Source organism: Chromohalobacter beijerinckii, from assembly GCF_023061185.1.
In the GTDB taxonomy this organism is placed as follows: Bacteria; Pseudomonadota; Gammaproteobacteria; order Pseudomonadales; family Halomonadaceae; genus Chromohalobacter; species Chromohalobacter beijerinckii.
In genome coordinates this window covers 64,550-81,314 of sequence record NZ_JAKGAK010000008.1, presented here as the reverse complement: position 1 = coordinate 81,314, position 16,765 = coordinate 64,550, and the positions used below count along the sequence as shown (strand labels likewise).

At 63.5% G+C, this 16,765-nt stretch carries 17 protein-coding genes; 7 read left to right on the top strand and 10 right to left on the bottom strand.

Translation table 11 applies throughout. From position 1 onward, the window contains the following. Position 1 precedes the first annotated feature (1 nt). The gene (locus L1075_RS08565; RefSeq protein ID WP_246941380.1) at positions 2 to 1,006 is read left to right on the top strand and encodes an amidoligase family protein; all 1,005 of its coding nucleotides are present in this window, start codon (positions 2 to 4) and stop codon (positions 1,004 to 1,006) included. Further along, positions 970 to 1,671, top strand: coding sequence for a gamma-glutamyl-gamma-aminobutyrate hydrolase family protein (locus L1075_RS08560; RefSeq protein ID WP_246941378.1), 702 nt, complete (start codon positions 970 to 972; stop codon positions 1,669 to 1,671). Before L1075_RS08565 ends, L1075_RS08560 begins: the two co-directional genes overlap by 37 nt. Before the next feature lie 99 nt (positions 1,672 to 1,770). On the opposite strand, the gene L1075_RS08555 is transcribed toward L1075_RS08560, so the two are convergent. From L1075_RS08555 to L1075_RS08545, 3 genes are all read right to left on the bottom strand, one after another. After that, entirely contained in the window at positions 1,771 to 3,078 is a 1,308-nt protein-coding gene (locus L1075_RS08555; RefSeq protein WP_246941376.1) for an MFS transporter, read from the bottom strand. A 221-nt stretch (positions 3,079 to 3,299) separates the two neighbouring features. Further along, positions 3,300 to 3,731: an OsmC family protein gene (locus L1075_RS08550; protein ID WP_246941374.1), complete on the bottom strand. Its 432-nt coding sequence runs from the start codon at positions 3,729 to 3,731 to the stop codon at positions 3,300 to 3,302. Positions 3,732 to 3,814: 83 nt separating this feature from the next. Next, the gene (locus tag L1075_RS08545; RefSeq protein WP_246941372.1) at positions 3,815 to 4,384 is read right to left on the bottom strand and encodes a DUF1415 domain-containing protein; all 570 of its coding nucleotides are present in this window, start codon (positions 4,382 to 4,384) and stop codon (positions 3,815 to 3,817) included. Positions 4,385 to 4,504: 120 nt separating this feature from the next. Here L1075_RS08545 and L1075_RS08540 point away from each other — a divergent pair, with 120 nt between their 5' ends. Next, complete coding sequence (locus L1075_RS08540; protein WP_281504119.1) at positions 4,505 to 5,395, top strand: aldo/keto reductase; 891 nt, start codon at positions 4,505 to 4,507, stop codon at positions 5,393 to 5,395. A 24-nt stretch (positions 5,396 to 5,419) separates the two neighbouring features. Here the strand turns inward: L1075_RS08540 and L1075_RS08535 are convergent, their stop codons facing one another. From L1075_RS08535 to L1075_RS08525, 3 genes are read right to left on the bottom strand one after another with little or no spacing between them, the layout of a single operon-like run. Beyond that, positions 5,420 to 6,076 (bottom strand): FMN-binding negative transcriptional regulator, encoded by a 657-nt coding sequence (locus L1075_RS08535; RefSeq protein ID WP_246941370.1) that lies wholly within the window; start codon positions 6,074 to 6,076, stop codon positions 5,420 to 5,422. 10 nt (positions 6,077 to 6,086) lie between these two features. Next, complete coding sequence (locus L1075_RS08530) at positions 6,087 to 6,842, bottom strand: GNAT family N-acetyltransferase (protein WP_246893842.1); 756 nt, start codon at positions 6,840 to 6,842, stop codon at positions 6,087 to 6,089. Between the two features lie 12 nt (positions 6,843 to 6,854). Beyond that, the gene (locus tag L1075_RS08525; protein WP_097022469.1) at positions 6,855 to 7,301 is read right to left on the bottom strand and encodes a GNAT family N-acetyltransferase; all 447 of its coding nucleotides are present in this window, start codon (positions 7,299 to 7,301) and stop codon (positions 6,855 to 6,857) included. 92 nt (positions 7,302 to 7,393) lie between these two features. On the opposite strand from L1075_RS08525, the gene pdxR reads away from it, so the two are divergent. Beyond that, entirely contained in the window at positions 7,394 to 8,872 is a 1,479-nt protein-coding gene (gene pdxR / locus L1075_RS08520) for a MocR-like pyridoxine biosynthesis transcription factor PdxR (protein WP_246941369.1), read from the top strand. Here pdxR and nfi read toward each other — a convergent pair. Then, complete coding sequence (gene nfi / locus L1075_RS08515) at positions 8,869 to 9,582, bottom strand: deoxyribonuclease V (RefSeq protein WP_040244150.1); 714 nt, start codon at positions 9,580 to 9,582, stop codon at positions 8,869 to 8,871. The two genes, pdxR and nfi, sit on opposite strands and share 4 nt — an antisense overlap. A 93-nt stretch (positions 9,583 to 9,675) precedes the next feature. On the opposite strand from nfi, the gene L1075_RS08510 reads away from it, so the two are divergent. Then, positions 9,676 to 10,935: an exonuclease SbcCD subunit D C-terminal domain-containing protein gene (locus L1075_RS08510; protein ID WP_246941367.1), complete on the top strand. Its 1,260-nt coding sequence runs from the start codon at positions 9,676 to 9,678 to the stop codon at positions 10,933 to 10,935. After that, positions 10,932 to 14,237, top strand: coding sequence for an AAA family ATPase (locus L1075_RS08505; protein WP_246941366.1), 3,306 nt, complete (start codon positions 10,932 to 10,934; stop codon positions 14,235 to 14,237). Before L1075_RS08510 ends, L1075_RS08505 begins: the two co-directional genes overlap by 4 nt. 75 nt (positions 14,238 to 14,312) lie before the next feature. Here L1075_RS08505 and L1075_RS08500 read toward each other — a convergent pair whose 3' ends face one another. Next, the gene (locus L1075_RS08500) at positions 14,313 to 14,801 is read right to left on the bottom strand and encodes a hypothetical protein (protein ID WP_246941365.1); all 489 of its coding nucleotides are present in this window, start codon (positions 14,799 to 14,801) and stop codon (positions 14,313 to 14,315) included. Between the two features lie 289 nt (positions 14,802 to 15,090). Between L1075_RS08500 and L1075_RS08495 the strand changes: the two genes are divergently transcribed. Continuing rightward, on the top strand, positions 15,091 to 16,071 hold the full coding sequence (locus L1075_RS08495; protein WP_040244156.1) for an alpha/beta hydrolase: 981 nt from the start codon (positions 15,091 to 15,093) through the stop codon (positions 16,069 to 16,071). A gap of 10 nt (positions 16,072 to 16,081) precedes the next feature. On the opposite strand, the gene L1075_RS08490 is transcribed toward L1075_RS08495, so the two are convergent. Beyond that, the gene (locus L1075_RS08490; RefSeq protein ID WP_040244157.1) at positions 16,082 to 16,396 is read right to left on the bottom strand and encodes a HigA family addiction module antitoxin; all 315 of its coding nucleotides are present in this window, start codon (positions 16,394 to 16,396) and stop codon (positions 16,082 to 16,084) included. 14 nt (positions 16,397 to 16,410) lie between these two features. Continuing rightward, a complete protein-coding gene (locus tag L1075_RS08485; protein ID WP_075370014.1) occupies positions 16,411 to 16,692 on the bottom strand; it encodes a type II toxin-antitoxin system RelE/ParE family toxin in 282 nt (93 codons plus the stop codon). Between the last annotated feature and the right edge of the window lie 73 nt (positions 16,693 to 16,765).

Genomic DNA, 16,765 nt, shown 5'->3' with positions numbered 1-16,765 from the left:
CGTGCAGCCATTGCCGCCTCCCTACCCGAATACCGCTGTGGGACGCCCACGGCGGGTCGGCGTGGAAATCGAATTCGCTGGCCTCATGCCCGACACCGCCGCACGGCTGGTCGCCGACTGCTTCGGTGGCGACATTGTGCGCAAGAGCCCCCACCGCCTGAGTGTCGAGGGCACGCCCTGGGGCAAGTTCACCATCGAGCTGGACAGCAAGTACGTCCATCCCGACGATGCGGTCATGAAAGCCAACGGCATGGCACCCGGCAAGGCAGCGTCAGCAGGACGCGAATGGCGCGTGGAGTTCCATCAACGCTCCCGCGAATGGCTCGGCGAAATGGTCGCCGGCCTGGTGCCTACCGAAATCGTCTCGCCGCCGATCCCCTGGTCGGAGCTCGGCGAGTTCGACCGGCTTTTCGACGCCTTGCGCCGGCATGGCGCCGAAGGCACCGATGCCAGCGTCTTCTATGGCTTCGGGCTGCATCTCAACCCCGAAGTCCCTGCGACCGATACGTCGAGCGTCCTCGCGCACCTGCAGGCCTATATTATCCTCGCCGCCTGGCTCCGCGATCAGATCCGGGTCGATATCACGCGCGAGATACTGCCGCATACCAACCCTTTCTCCAAGGCCTATGCCTTGAAGGTTCTCGACCCTGATTACCAGCCGACGCAGGCGCAGTTGATCAGCGACTACCTGCGCGACAACCCGACGCGCAACCGTGAACTCGACATGTGCCCCTTGTTCGCCCATCTCGCGCCCGAGGCCGCGCATCCCTTGCTTCAGGAAAGCCTGGTCAAACCACGCCCTACCTTTCACTTTCGCCTGCCCAACGCCCAGCTCGACACACTCGACTGGGGCAGCGTCACGGAGTGGAATCGCTGGGTAACGGTCGAACGCCTGGCCGCCGATCCGCACAGTTTACGCACCCAGATGCAGGCCTATCGTGCCCACCATACGCAATCGACGATGGGGCAATGGCGGGACAAACTGAAACGCTGGGTCGAGAAATGAATTCACGCCCCCTGATCGGCATTACCACGTCGGATCACAAGAGCTTTCTGGCGTGGGCATGCGACCGCCTTGCCGTGTGGCGTGCCGGCGGCCAGCCGGTGCGGCTCTCGCCCTCGCGAGAGATTCCCGAAGGGCTGGCGGGATTGATGATCGGCGGCGGCGACGACATCGGCGCCCAGCTCTATGGCGGAGAAATGCGACTCGACGTACGCGTCGACCCGGCGCGGGACCGCCTTGAACTCGCTCTACTCGAGCGCTTTCTGCCCCAGCAGTTGCCCGTGTTGGGCATCTGCCGAGGCGCTCAGATCATCAACGTGCACTGCGGCGGCACCTTGATCGGCGATATTTACACCACCTACGATCACGTACGCCGTCAGCGCACCGTGCTGCCTCGCAAGCAGGTCGATATCGCTACCGGAAGCCGCTTGCACACCCTACTTGGCGTCTCGCGCTGTCGCGTCAATAGCCTTCATCACCAGGCAGTGGACCGCCTCGGCGATACGCTCCAGGTGGTGGCGCGCGACCGTGATGGCCTGATCCAGGCCATTGAGGCGCCCGAATGTCCGTATCTGGTCGGCGTGCAGTGGCACCCCGAATTTCTCGTTTTCAATCGCCCCCAGCAGCGCCTGATTCGAGGCCTCGTCGACGCTGCGCGCAAGTGTTGATCTCTTCACACAAGTTGCCCCCCCCCACACGACGACGCCCCGCATGATGGCGGGGCGTCGTGACCTTCGTGCAGTTTTTGTTCAGTACTTTTCAGCGGCTCATGAGGCCATGACGGCCAGCCGTCGACCGCTCGGCGCACGCATCAGGTAGAGCCCGATGACGATGCCCAATCCCCCCAATACGGCGACATAGACCGCCGGGAACATGGGATGCACGGTCATCAACACTGACACCACGATGGGGGTAAAACCGCCGAAGATCGCGTACGCGACATTGTACGAGAACGACAATCCCGTGAAGCGCACCATAGCCGGGAACGACTTGACGGCAATCGTCGGAACCACACCGACGATGCCCACCGCAAAGCCGCACAGGATGTAAAGCGGCGTCAGCCACTCGGGATGCGTCCCGACGGTGGTCATCATCGCCCAGTAGCTAATCGCCAGCAGCAATCCCCAGAGCATGATGGTGGGGCCGCTACCGAAGCGGTCCGCGCTCCATCCCGAGGCTAGGCATCCGACCAGCACGCCGAGGATGGCATAAACATTGGCCAGCGAGGCATCCAGTCCGTAGCGGCTTTGCAGAAGGCTCGGTGTCATCAGGATGACCACCACGACGGCGGCAGTCAGAATCCAGGTCACGCCCATCGACAGCACTACGCTCGGCAAATGATTGCGAAGCACGCTCTTGACCGGTAGCTCTTCGGCCAGCGCCTTCTTCTCCTGCATCTCGGCGAACACCGGCGTCTCGTGCAACCAGCGCCGCAGGTACACGGCCACCAACCCGAACACGCCACCGATCAGAAACGGAATCCGCCAGGCGTACGCGGCCAACTCCGCATCACTGTAGGTGGTCTTGATGAACGCCGACATCAGCGAACCGATGAGAATGCCCGATACCAGGCCAGCGGATAGTGTGCCGCAGGCAAAGCCCACGTGACGACGCTTGACGTGCTCAGTGACGAAGACCCAGGCGCCAGGAACTTCCCCGCCCACCGCGGCGCCCTGCAGGATACGCAGCGCCACCAGCAGCAGGGGCGCCGCATAGCCCAAGGTGTCGTAGGTCGGCATCACACCGATCAGCAGCGTCGGCAACGCCATCAGGAAGATCGACAAGGTGAACATCTTCTTGCGCCCCAGCAAGTCGCCGAAGTGCGCCATGATGATGCCACCCAGTGGGCGAGCCAGATAGCCGGCGGCGAAGATCCCGAACGTCTGAATCTGGCGTAGCCATTCGGGCATCTCAGGGGGAAAGAACAACTGCCCCACCACCGTCGCGAAATACACGAAGATGATGAAATCGTAAAACTCCAGTGCACCGCCCAGGGCAGACAGCGACAGCACCTTGACGTCGCGGCGATTCAGCGGGCGCGACGAAGCCGCATCGGTCTCTTGCGAAGTAGCCATGATGAATGAAATCTTCCGTCGAATGATCGTTGGTTATGTTATGTCAGCGTCCAGCGTCGCGGCACCCAAACAAGGCGGGAGGTACCGACCGACGAGCGTATAGGAGGCTAACAGATTCGCGGAAAGACTGCATCGGCGACGTTGTCAAGCACCAACGACGCTAAGGTAAGAGGCCTATGTAAAGGGCCGGCACAAGGCCGGCCCCGGAGAATCGATACTGATCAGCTTTCCAGCGTTGCGTCCAGCGTGATCTCGGCATTGAGCACACGCGAGATCGGGCAACCTTCCTTGGCTTTCTGGGCGGCGTCGTCGAAGCTCGACTGATCGATGCCCGGCACCTTGGCGCGGGTGACGAGATGCACCTTGGTGATCTTGAAACCGCTGTCGTCCTGATCCAGCGTCACAGTTGCCTCGGTACGCACATCGTCAGGATCATGGCCAGCTTCTCCCAAGATCATCGACAGCGCCATCGAATAACAACTGGCGTGGGACGCCGCGATCAATTCCTCGGGGTTGGTGCCCGGCTCGCCTTCGAAGCGCGTGTTGAAACCATAGGGATTGTCCTTGAGTGCACCGCTTTGGGTAGAGACCGTCCCCTTGCCACGCTTGAGACTGCCTTGCCAATGGGCGGAACCGGTTTTCTCGATACTCATTCGTGCCTCCTTTCGTGAGTGGGCGTCATGCCCCTACACCATAGTCCATATGGGTGATGTCGTGGACTTCAAGGGGCCAGTGATTAGTCTCTCGCCCGCACACGACGACACGCCGCCCACTGCTCGGCCAGCGCGGCACTGCCGATTTCACGCAAGGCCGCGACATTGATCTCGGGAATCGACTCGGGGTCCGGGTATGCCGCCACGGCCGCCTCGACGCTGGACTCGCGCAGCAGATGCCACATCGGCCACGGCGACCGATTGGTGTAATTGGCAGGATCGTCGGCCGCTACGCCCTCAAAGACATAGTCGGGATGAAAGCTCGCCAACTGGTAAACCCCCATATAGCCCTCCGCCTCGAGCAACGCATCGGCGACACCTAGCAGATCCAGATAATCGTCGAAGTCGGCCACCCCTTCCGGCAGGATCATCAGCGTGGTCTCGATGGCCGGCTCAGCATCCAGACGATGACATTCCTCGATCAAGGTATGCAGAAGATGTTCGGGGTCATCATCGTTCGCCACGACATAACGCAGGCTGTCACGGCGCACCTCGCGGCCAGCAAAGGGACAAACGTCGTGCGCCACGACGAAGTTCGCCACCCAGGCGCGGGTCATGGCGATGACATCGGCATCCAGGGGACGCTCGGACATATGAATCGATCCTGAAACGAGAAAGAGCTGCCAGTATAACGGACTTGTCGCATCCCGCCGTATCGGCGCACCCTGAAGGCTAGCCCACATCCATGCCGGACTTGCCAGGGAGGCTCCCCCATGACCACGTCCCCCGCCAACGACATTCCCCGCGTCACGCTTGACGCCACCGAGCGTGAACCCGCCGTCGCCCTGCCCGCCATCGGCCAGGGCAGTTGGCACATGGGCGAGAACCGTGCCCCGCGCCGCGACGAGATCCATGCCCTGCAATACGGCCTCGATCTAGGGATGACACTGATCGACACCGCCGAGATGTACGCCGACGGTGGCGCCGAGGAAATCGTCGGCGAGGCCCTGCGCGGGCGTCGCGACGAGGCCTTCGTGGTCTCCAAGGTCTACCCGTGGAACGCCGGCCGTCACGACGCCGTCGCCGCCTGCGAGCGCAGCCTGCAACGCCTGGGCACCGACTATCTGGATATGTATCTGCTGCATTGGCCCGGCAACGTGCCCTTGGAAGAAACGCTGGAAGCGTTCGAGCACCTGCAAGCCCAAGGCAAGATACGTCGCTACGGCGTCTCCAACTTCGACGTCGACGAGATGCAAGCCCTGCAGGCCGTTCCCGGTGGCGACCGCTGCACCGTCAACCAGGTGCTCTACCATCTCGGCTCGCGCGGCATCGAGCACAGTCTGCTGCCCTGGCAGCGTGAACGCGGCCTGCCGGCCATGGCCTACTGCCCCTTGGCCCAGGGCGGTCGAGAACTCGCCCACCCAGAGGTTCGCGCTATCGCCGACGCGCTCGGCGTCAGCCCTGCCCAGGTGCTGCTGGCCTGGGCGACCCGCCCCGCGCCCGACGGGCAACGCGATGTCATCGCCATCCCCAAGGCCGTACAGCCCGCACACGTCGAAGCCAATGCCGCCGCCATGCGGCTCGCGTTGGACGACGCCAGTCTCGCAAGGCTGGACGCCACCTTTCCCGCGCCGTCGCGCAAGCCGCCCCTGGATATCGTCTAGGCGTTGACGGCGCCATACCGACGCTCAATCCTCGGGTGTGACACCGCCAAGGCAGGCGGCCTCTTGCTCCCCGTAGCCATATTCATCTTGCAACCCCTGATGAATGGCTCGGCGTTCGTCGAGCGACTTGTGCTGGCTCGCCTTGCGCTTGCCTTCGAGGCGGTCGACGGTGATCTCGATCCCGACGATGGCGCGGCACATCGCGGCGATATAATCGTCAGGGGCATCGCTGACCCGCCAAGGCCTCTCCCGCTCGCTTTCGAAGCGCTCGGTGAGGGTGGTGACCATCTCGCGCAGCCAGTGTGGATCGTCGATCAGGCGTAGCCGGCCATGCACGTGCACCACCTGATAATTCCAGGTCGGCACCACCTTGCCGTGTTCACGCTTGGCCGGGTACCAACTCGGCGTGATATAGGCCTGAGGACCATGAAATATCGCCAGTGCTTCGATGCTCCCCAAGGGGCTTTCGATTCTCCTAGCAAGCGGGTTGGCACGCGCGATATGGCCAATCAGGGTATCCGACGAGCTCGCGTCCCCCGCCGGTGCCAGCAACAGCGGCAAGTGATCGGCGCTTAGCTCGCCGGATGCATCACGGGTCACCAGCGTGGCGAAGGGGGCAGCCTCGATGATCCGCTGGCATTCGGCACGACCGTCGATGAGAAACTGGGGCGGCTGATACATGGCTCGACTCTCAGGATGGGGAAAGATCGTGACACAAGGCGGCCGTCATCGACGTGAGCGAACGATGCTGGCGGCCCATGGCATCAAAGTTCTCGGGTGCCAGCCAGCGGCGGTGGCACTCGCGAATCGCCGGCCACTCACCATCCAAGACCGAGAACCATGCCGTGTCACGATTGCGCCCGGCCACGACCCGGTGCTGGCGAAAGACACCCTCGAAGCGGAAACCGAGCCGCTCGGCGGCGCGGCGCGAGGGCGTGTTCAGGGCATCGCACTTCCATTCGAGACGCCGATATCCCATATCGAAGGCGTGCGCCATCATCAGCATCAGTGCCTCGCTGGATATCGGCGTGCGCGCCATACGGGGCGAGAAGCTGATATGGCCGATCTCGATGCGACCATCGACCGGCACGATATTGAGATAAGCCGCCATGCCCACCGCCTTCCCATCGGCGAGGTCGACCACGGCATAGCAAAGCAACTCGCTGTCCGCGCCCATGCGCGCCAGCCAGGCCCGGCAACCAGCCTCGTCGTCGAAGGGGCGACCGCCCAGATAGGTCCAGCGGGCGCGTCCCTCTGTGTCGTTATCGATCTCCGAGGCCGGCACCTGCCACGCCTGCCACAGTGCCTCGGCGTGACGGTCGGCATCCAGCGGTTCCAGTCGGCAGAACCGTCCCGCCAGAGGCTCGCTATCAGGCGCTGGCCGCGGTTGCCAGTGAGCGAGAGCAGGGCCGACCGGCTGTCCGAATACGTTATAGACCTGAGTCATGAGACATTCCCCTCAAACCGTTAGCAAGTAGGTATCGAAGTCTTCGTCGCGCCGCCAACCGAGCGCTCTATAACGAGCTTTGGCCGTCTCGTTGTCGGCTTGAGTGCGCAACATCAATTGCGGCACGCCATGGTGGCTAGCCAGCTCGTGAGCCGCATCCAACAAGGCACTCCCGGCTCCCTGGCGACGCGCGCCGGGCATGACAAACAGGTCGTTGAGGATCCACCGCGACGCCAAGCTGGTCGTGGAAGGTATCGGGAAGAGTTGCGCAAAGCCGATCGCATGGTTGTCGTCATCGAAGGCCAGCAGCACATGGGCATCGCCCTTTTCGAAGCGCTCACACATAAAACGCCGGGCACCGTCGAGATCGCTGGGTTGGCGATAGAACTGGCGGTAGCCGTCGACCAAGGGCACCAGGTCATCGAGCTTTTCGCGTGTCGCATGGGTAATCGTAATCATGGCAAGACTCGCGTTCGGATATGATGAAGCATTAGTCTGGCGACATAACGGTTCCCCAAGAAGAACCAATATTGCCGATATGCGAGGAACCAGTGGCCGATCCGACTGCCCACCGTCTCTGGATTCAGGAGGCGCTGAACCTTCAACTCGCCGAGCCGGACGAGCGCACGCTCAGCCAGCGTCTTTATGATGCCCTGCGCAGCGGCATTCAGCAGGGCCAGCTGCCCCACGGGAGCGCCCTGCCCTCGTCCCGGCAATTGGCCGCCAGCCTGGGTATGGGCCGCAACACCGTGCTGAGCGCGGTCGACCGTCTCATCGCCGAGGGCTTTCTGGTATCGCGTCCAGGGGCCGGGGTTTTCGTTGCCGATTGGCAGTGGGAAACACAGCAACGCCTCGAGGCGCCAGTACCGCTACCCGTGGCGCTCTCGCAACGCGGCGAACACCTGCTCGACTTCACGGCGCCCTCGAGCGAACGCCATACCGCCTTCGCACCCGGCGTACCGGCGCTGGACCGCTTCCCTCGCGAACGCTGGCAACGCTTGCTGCGTCGTCATCAGCAGCGGGCCCCCATCGACTGGTTCGATTACCAGAATGAAGGTGGCGTGAACGCACTGCGCGAGGCACTGTGCGACTACCTGAGCTTATCGCGCTCGGTGCGCTGCCGGCCGGAGCAAATCCTGATCACCCAGGGTGCGCAGCAGGGCTTCGAGCTGATCGCACGGCTGCTCGCCGACGTCGGAGATAGTGTCTGGATGGAAGAGCCCGGCTATGGCGGCGCGCAGGCCTGCTTCGCCTCGGCTGGACTGGCCCTGCAGCCGGTACCGGTCGACGGTGACGGCTTGAACGTCGCCTTGCTTCCCGCCGGTACGCCACCCCCCAAGCTGATCTACGTGACGCCATCGCACCAGTACCCCAGCGGCGCGACCCTGTCGCTGTCACGTCGCACGGCGCTGCTGGGGCTCGCCCAGCAGCATAGCGCCTGGATCATCGAAGACGACTACGACAGCGAATTCCGCTATACCAGCGCGCCGATAGCCTCGCTTCAGGGATTGATGGATAACGCTCCGGTGATCTATGTCGGCACCTTCAGCAAGGTCCTTTATCCGGGGCTGCGGCTGGGGTATCTGGTGCTGCCGCCCTCGCTGGTGGCGAACTTCCAACGCATCAACGCCCGACTGCACCGGGAGGGGCAATATGTCACTCAGGCGGCGCTAGCCGACTTCATCGATGCGGGTCATTTCTCCCGTCACGTAGCGCGCATGCGCAGATGCTACCGACACCGCCAGGCCGCGCTGCGCCAGGCTCTGGCCCCGGCGGTAGCGCGTGGACTCGAGCTATCGTCTGGCCACGCGGGGATGCATCTGATCGCGTACCTACAAAGCCATGCACTGGAACGCGAGCTGGTCCACCGGGGCAAACAGGCGGGCCTGCGGCTCTCCCCGCTTTCCGGCTTTTATTTGCAATCGCCCAGCCAACCGGGACTGGTCCTAGGCTACGCAGGTGCTCCAGAAGCCGAGATCGAGCGTGCCGGACGTTGGCTCAGCGAGACCTGGTTGACACTGACGGCCTAGCCTCTCCGCGAGGCCAGCCGATCCGCCAGCCGGGTCGGTTCGGGTAGCTTGGTCTTGCCCAGGCAGGCAATCGCCCATTCCAGCGCCGAGGCCTGATCCAGCCGATGCCCCGGCGAGACGATCACCGGTTTGACGTTCACGCGCGAGCGCAGCATCGCGCCGATGACCACGCGACCTTCGGCATCGACCTCGACGTCAGCGGGATCCTCGGTGCGGCGCCGGTCGGTGAGCGGCGCCCATTCACCGCGCGTGGCGGGTACTTCGCCATGACGACCGCAAAGCACCTTCTTGGCCACGCCGATCGTCGGAAGGTCGAGCCAAAGCCCTAGGTGCGAGGCCACGCCGAGACGCCGTGGATGCGCGATGCCCTGGCCGTCGACCATGACCAGGTCGGGATGTGCTTCCAACCGTGCGAAGGCGCCCAGCGCGGCGGGAATCTCGCGAAACGATAGCAAGCCGGGAATGTAGGGCATGCGCGTGGGTTCGCGGTGGACCACCGACTCGCGTACCGCAAGCGACGGCCAGTCGAGCACCACCACCGCCGCACGCGTCGTCTCACCGCCATCCTCGAAGCCGATATCCACGCCCGCGATGCAGCTCACCGCGTCCGGCTTTCCGTGCCTGACCACGCGCGGTGCCAAGCGACGCTGCAGTGCCACGGCCTCCTCGGGGGTCAGCGTCCAAGCATGCAGGTCTTCATGATGTGTCATACCGCCTCCTTGTCCTTCCTTCTCCTTGTCAGTGCCCCCATTGGGCCACCCTCCCGCAACCGGTAGACTGGCACTCCGGTATAGGAGATCTGCGTGAAACTCATCCACACAGCGGACTGGCATCTCGGCCAGACCTTCCACGGGCAAGAGCGCCACGCCGAGCAACGCGCGTTTCTCGACTGGCTGTTGGCGACTCTCGAAGCGCGTCGCCCGGATGCCCTGCTCATCGCAGGTGATATCTTCGATGTCGTCAATCCATCGTTGCGCGCCCAGGAGATGCTCTACGACTTCATCGTCGAGGCGCATCAACGTTTGCCGCAACTGACCATCGTCATGATCGCCGGCAACCACGACAGCGGCAACCGCATCGAGCTGCCCGCGCCGTTGATGCAGCGCCTCAATACCCATGCCCTGGGCCGGGTAAGTTGGCTCGATGACAGCTGGCTCGATGCCGAACGCCTGCTGGTACCGCTGACCGATGCCGACGGCGAGGTTCGCGCCTGGTGCCTGGCGCTGCCCTTCTTGAGGCCCGCCGAGGTCACCGGCGGCACAGCGCCGAGCGGTGACGAAACCGACGACGCCTCGCGCAATACTTATGTCACGGGCATCACGCGCGTTCACCAACAGCTCATCGACGCCGCGCGCGAACGTCGCGCTCCCGGTCAGGCGCTCATCGCCATGAGTCACGCCCATCTGCACGGCGCCGCAGTTTCCGAAGCCAGCGAGCGGCCCATCGTCATCGGCGGCGAGGAGTCGATTCCGGCCTCGTTGTTCCCCGATGACATCGCCTATGTCGCCCTGGGCCACCTGCATCGGGCCCAGCAGGTCGGCGAGGAACGCATCCGCTACAGCGGCAGCCCCCTTCCGCTGGATTTCAGCGAAGTGGCCTATCCCCATCAGGTCGTCGAAGTCACGCTCGACGGCGAAGCCTTGCGCGATGTCGAGAGCCTGCCCGTGCCACGCCCGGTGGCCATGCATCGCCTCGGCCCGGCGCCACTGGATGACGTACTCGCCGAGCTGGACGCCCTGGAAGATACGCCCGACCTGCCACGCGAACGCTGGCCCTGGTTGGAGGTACGCATCGAGCTCGAGGCGCCGATGCCCGACCTGCGCGCCCGGGTGGACGCGGCGCTCGACGGCAAGACACTGCGCCTGCTGCGCCTGGAACGTCGCCTGCCGAGAGTCGCCGCCGAGGACGCACCCGCCCGCATCGACCTGGCGGCGCTCGGCCCGCGCAAGCTTTTCGAGCGCACCTGGCAAGCACGCTGGGGCGAACCGCCCGCCGACGACGTGCTCGCCGACTTCGACCGGCTACGCCAGGACGTGCTCGACGACGAGGAAACAGCGACATGAAGATCCTCGCCCTGCGCCTAGCCAACCTGGCCTCGATCCCCGGCCCACTGGAACTCGACTTCACCGCCGCGCCGCTCGCGGAGGCCGGCTTGTTCGCCATCACCGGGCCCACCGGTGCCGGTAAGAGCACCTTGCTCGACGCCCTGTGTCTAGCGCTCTACGGCAGTACACCCCGGCTGCGCCAGGCGCCGGGCCAGAACGCCCCGCTGCCCGACGTGGGCGACACCACTCTCAATACCGCCGACCCGCGTACGCTATTGCGCCGAGGCACTGCCAGCGGCCATGCCGAGGTCGATTTCCTGGGCCGCGACGGCCGCCGCTATCGCGCCCGCTGGGCCGTGCGCCGCGCCCGCGAGAAGGCCGATGGCAAATTGCAGAAGATCGAGCAGTCGCTCACCGACTTGGATAGCGACCGCCTGCTGACCACCCAGAAACGCGAGTTCGACCGCCTGCTGCCCGAGCGCCTGGGGCTGAGCTTCGAGCAATTCACCCGGGCCGTCCTGCTGGCCCAGAGCGAGTTCGCCGCCTTTCTCAAGGCCGATGACAACGAGCGTAGCGACCTGCTCGAGCGCCTCACCGGTACCGCCGAGTACTCCGAGATTTCGGTCGCTGCCTATCGCCGCGCCAACCAGGCGAAGCACGCCGTCGATGCGCTGAATGCCAAGCTCGCCGACGACCTGCCCGCCGAGGCCGAGGCTCGCGCCGCGCTCGAAAAGACCGCCGAGACCGCTCAAGCCGAGCTCGACACCGTGCAACGCCATGCCAAGCGCCTGGAAACACAGGCGCAGTGGCACGCCACGGATGCCAAGCTTCGCGATGCTCACGCCCAAGGACAACGCGAGCACCACGATGCCGAGACGCATTGGCAAACGCTGGCCCCGGCCCGCGCCGATCGTGACTGGCAGCGCCTGATCGCACCGCAACGCCATCGCCTGGCACGTCAGGCTGAACTGCCCGGCGAGATATCGAGGCTCGAGACGGCTCATGCCGACACGCGTGAGGCCCTGGCACAGGCCGAGACCACACAGCAGCAGACCAAACAAACCCACGCAACGGCCGAACAGGCCCTTCAGGACGCCGACACGGCACGCCGTACGGCCGAGCCTCAGCTGCACCGCGCCCGCGAGCAGGCACAGCAACTGGCGACGTACGATCATCAGTTGGCCGAGCTCGACAACACGCACGCCGCGCATCATCGCGAAGCGCAAGCGCTGACCACGCGCCATCAGGCAGCTCACGCGACACAGCAGCGCCAGCGCCGCCAACGTGATGACTGGCAAGCCACTCTGCGCCAATTGATGGGCGAGCATGCCCGCGTGGAGGACGCCCGCCAGGAAGTTCAGCGCGCGCATGATCACGCCGCCCGTCGTCATCTGGCCCTCGGTGAGCTGCAAAGCCGCTGGCAGACCGCCTGTCGTGCCGACCACACCCGGCGCACGCTCAATGAGCGCCTGGCGCAGGATGAAAAGCGCCTCGAGGCGTTAATCACCCAAGGCCAGACCGCGCGCCAGCACCTCGATGACCGCGAGCGCCACTATCGCAGCGTGCTGGAATTCGTCGAACGCGGTCGCGCGGTACGCAGCGAGAGTGTCACGCACCTGCGCGACGCCCTCGAGGAAGGCCAGCCCTGCCCGGTGTGCGGCGGGCTTGAGCACCCTTGGCGCCACCAGCCGCCCCAGACACCCGAAGCCGCTCAGCTTGCGGCGCAGCAAGCAGAAGAAGATCGTCAGTTGACGGACGCTCAGCGACAACGCGACCACGCCCAGCAACAACGCGACGAACTGCTGGGCCAATACCGCGCGCTGGAGGCCTCGCTCACGCAACAACGTCAGGACGGTGCGGATGCCGATAAGCGCCACCAAGAGGCGCACCAGGCGCTCGACGAACATCCGCTACACGCCGAGCTTGCCGGCATCGATCACGACCGGCGCGACGCCTGGCTGACCGAGCAACGCCAGACAAGCGACGCCCAGCGCGCGCAACACGAGGAGACGCTTCAGGCCCTTGCCCGCGCCGAGGCCGAGCTGGCACCGCTCGACGAGGCACTGCGCCAGAGCGAGCTGACACTGGCGCAACTCGATACCCAGCGCATCCGCCTCGACAAGGAACTCACAGAACTCGATGCGCGCCTGCCTCCGTTACGCCGCGAGCGCGACGACATCGCCGCTCGGCTCAAGGCCCTGCTCGGCGGGCATGCCTCGCCGGATGCTTGGCAGCAGCATCTCGATACGCGCCAGGCTTCCGCGCGCCAGGCGCGGGATACGGCGCTTGCCAAATGCCATGACAGTGAGCGGGAAACCCAGCGGCTTGCCCAGCAGTCGCACTACGAGGCCGAGCAACTCGCCGGGCTCAAGCAGGAACTCGATACCCTCGCCCGTGAGCTGAATGCCTGGCGCCAAGCCCACCCTGAGCTGGACGACGCCACCCTGCAGCGGTTACTCGCCGAAACCGACGACGCCACCGAACGTCGGGAACGGGAACTGACTCAGGCTGAGCAGGCCCGCCAGCAGACCGCTGCCGCCCTCGCCGAACGCCGCCAAACGCTCATCGCGCACCGCCGCGACCAAGCCTTGGCCGAGCATGACGCTAACGCAGACGCCCTCTTGAGCGAGGCGGTCGCCGCCCGGATCGACCAGCGCCGGGAGGCGCTCGACACCAAGCGTGACGCCCTGGCGCCCCAACACGATGCCGCCCAGACACGTCGCGACGACGCCCTACACGCCCTGCGCGATGATGATCGCAAGCGTCAGCGCCAACGCGAGGGGCAAGCCGAGCTCGACGCCGCGCGCGCCGAGTATCACCGCTGGGGCCGCATCAGCGAGCTGATCGGCTCCGCCGACGGCAAGGTCTTTCGGCGCATCGCGCAGGCCTACAATCTGGAGCAACTGCTGGAGCACGCCAACGCGCATCTGACAGGGCTGAGTCGCCGTTACAAGCTGATTCGCGGCGGCAGCGAGCTGGGGCTTCTGGTGGAGGACCGCGACATGGGCGACGAGCGTCGCTCGGTACATTCGCTCTCCGGCGGCGAAACCTTCCTCGTCTCGCTGGCCCTGGCGCTGGGGCTCGCCTCCATGGCCTCCGGCGAACTCGTCATAGAATCGCTGTTCATCGACGAAGGCTTCGGCAGTCTCGACCCGCAATCCCTGGCGCTGGCCATGGACGCTCTCGATGGTCTCCAAGCGCTGGGGCGCCGCGTCGGCGTGATCTCGCATGTACAGGAAATGCACGAACGCATCCCGGTGCAGATCCGGGTCGAACCGCTGGGCAATGGCACGAGTCGAGCGAGGTTGGTGAGCACCTAGGCAATATTGAGTAACTAGGAAATATGAATTCTCAATAAATAAAGGACGGCTACCTCCGCCGTCCTCGGCTCAGTATCATAACGCCCGAAGCCGCCGCCAAAGACGGCCGATACCGACGGAGCTGGCGAACAGTATGATCCCGATACTCGCGGAAAGACCACCACGCCAGAGACTGTCTGGACTGGCGGCGCCCAGCGTTTCCAGTCGCGCATAATGCGTGCCCAGCGTGACCAGACCCGACGCCAGATAACCGATGCCAATCAAGGCAGTCCCCACGGCCATCAGAGTCGCCGACGAGGCTGAGACTTCCTCCTCAGAGGATGTTAACCATCGACTGATCGGCTTACGCGCCAGGAGAAGCCCCGCTCCAAGCAGCACACTGACGAAGAAATGCACACCCTGGATGGCGAGCATATTCGGTGCCTCCGCCTCTTGAGCTACCGACGAACTGGACCAGACAATATAAAGAGACGTGGCCTGGTTTGAGAGCGTCCTGACCAGCAACCAGATCCCCGCAATACCCAACAGCGCTTCGCACAACGAGCGAGTATGGAAACTGGGCATATATCTCCTTGTAGTGAGGGCATGTCGAAAAAATCGCGTTCCGTGTACATGCCCTCAACATGTGTCGATGCCGTGAACATATCAACTTGCTTCCCATAGAGTGCCATTGAGAGGCCATCCCTCGGTAGCCAGGCATTGCGTACTATTTTGCCATCAACGACCCTGCCGCCAACGAAGACGGTATCCGCGTCACTGAGCTGATCGATATCCTATCCGCGAATCGCCCACGCTGGTGATGACGCAATGCGTGGTGATATAAAAAGCCCGGAAAACCTGACACGAGGTTCCCATGAAATTCGCCATAGGCTTACTCTTGCTGATCAGCGTGGGGCTGGTGGGCGCTACCGCCTTGGCGCTGATCTTCGGCGGCCCATCCCGGCCGCCGACCCTGGAAGGCATCAATGCGCCATTCAGGGCACTCGACAATAGCGACTTACCAGCACTCAGCACCTACCAGGCGCGAGATGGCACGCCTCTCGCGTTTCGCCGTTACGCATCTTCTGCAGACACATCACACGGCAGTGTGGTGCTGCTCCACGGCTCCGCCGCTGACAGCCGCAGCATGCACCCACTAGCCCAGGCCTTTGCTTCGGCAGGCTACACGACATATGCGCTGGACATACGGGGACACGGCGCCTCCGGCACCAACGGCGACATCGCCTACGTGGGACAACTCGAGGATGATCTGGAAGATTTCATGCAGACCATTGAGCCGGTCGCACCCTGCACGCTCGTGGGTTTCTCTTCCGGTGGTGGATTCGCGCTCAGGGTGGCCGGTGGTCAACGCCAGCAGCTGTTTTCCAACTACCTGCTACTGTCGCCGTTCATCAGTCAGGAGGCATCGACGTATCGGGCCGATAGCGGCGGTTGGACCCGCGTCGGATTACCGCGTTACATCGCCATCATGTTATTGAATCGTCTCGGTATCGACGCCTTCAATCATCTGCCTGTGGTGCGCTATGCCGTCGACGAAAGTGCCGACCTGACACCAGCCTACTCGTACGACCTGGCCCAGAATTACCGGCCGAAAGCCGATTACCGAGCCGCCCTACGCGCGACGAATCACCCGATGCGTGTACTGGTGGGCGAGGATGACCAAATCTTTCGTGCCGGTCAGTTCGCTACTGTGTTTCAAAACGCCGGCAGCGACGTGGCGATCGATCAACTCCCCGACATCGACCATATCGGCCTGATACTCGACCCCGACGCCATCGATGCCGCCGTCGCTGCCATCCAGGCGCTGAACGGGCAGAGGGTGACTGACAGATAAGGTGGGATGTTCATGCTGCGTTCAATGGCTTGATGCGGGCGACCTCGTCCTTGACCGATTGCGCTGCCATCCATAAATCGATGGTTCGCTGCGCATTCAGCCAAAACTCCGGAGAGTTACCAAACAAACGACCAAGCCTAAGCGCCATTTCAGGGCTGACAGAACGTTTTTCACGTAACAGCTCATTGACGGATTGTCGAGACACGCCCAAAGACTCGGCCAACCCCGCAACGGTCAAGTCATAGTCCGGGACAAAGTCCTCCCTCAGCATTTCGCCTGGATGCGTCGGCTTGCGCTGCATTTCGTCGGTGTTAGAAATAGCCATAGTTGTGACCTCACTCAGTGGTAATCGCATACCTCAACATCGTATGCGTCACCATCTTCAAAATAGAAGCAGATACGCCATTGAGCATTGATTGAAATCGCGTACTGACCCTGCCTATCGCCAGAAAGTGAATGGAGACGGTTGCCAGGCGGCACTTTCAAATCATCTAGTTGCTCCGCCAGATTTACGTATTCCAGCTTCCGGGAAGCTCTTGCAGCTACATCCGAGGGGAACTTCTTTGACCTCCCTTTGGAATAAAGCTCTTGGGTACGTTTATCTGCGAAGGTTTTGATCATACACCGGAATGTATTTTGTCACGTGACACTTGTCAACAAGCCTAACATTTCATATCCAGGTCGCGACACTAAA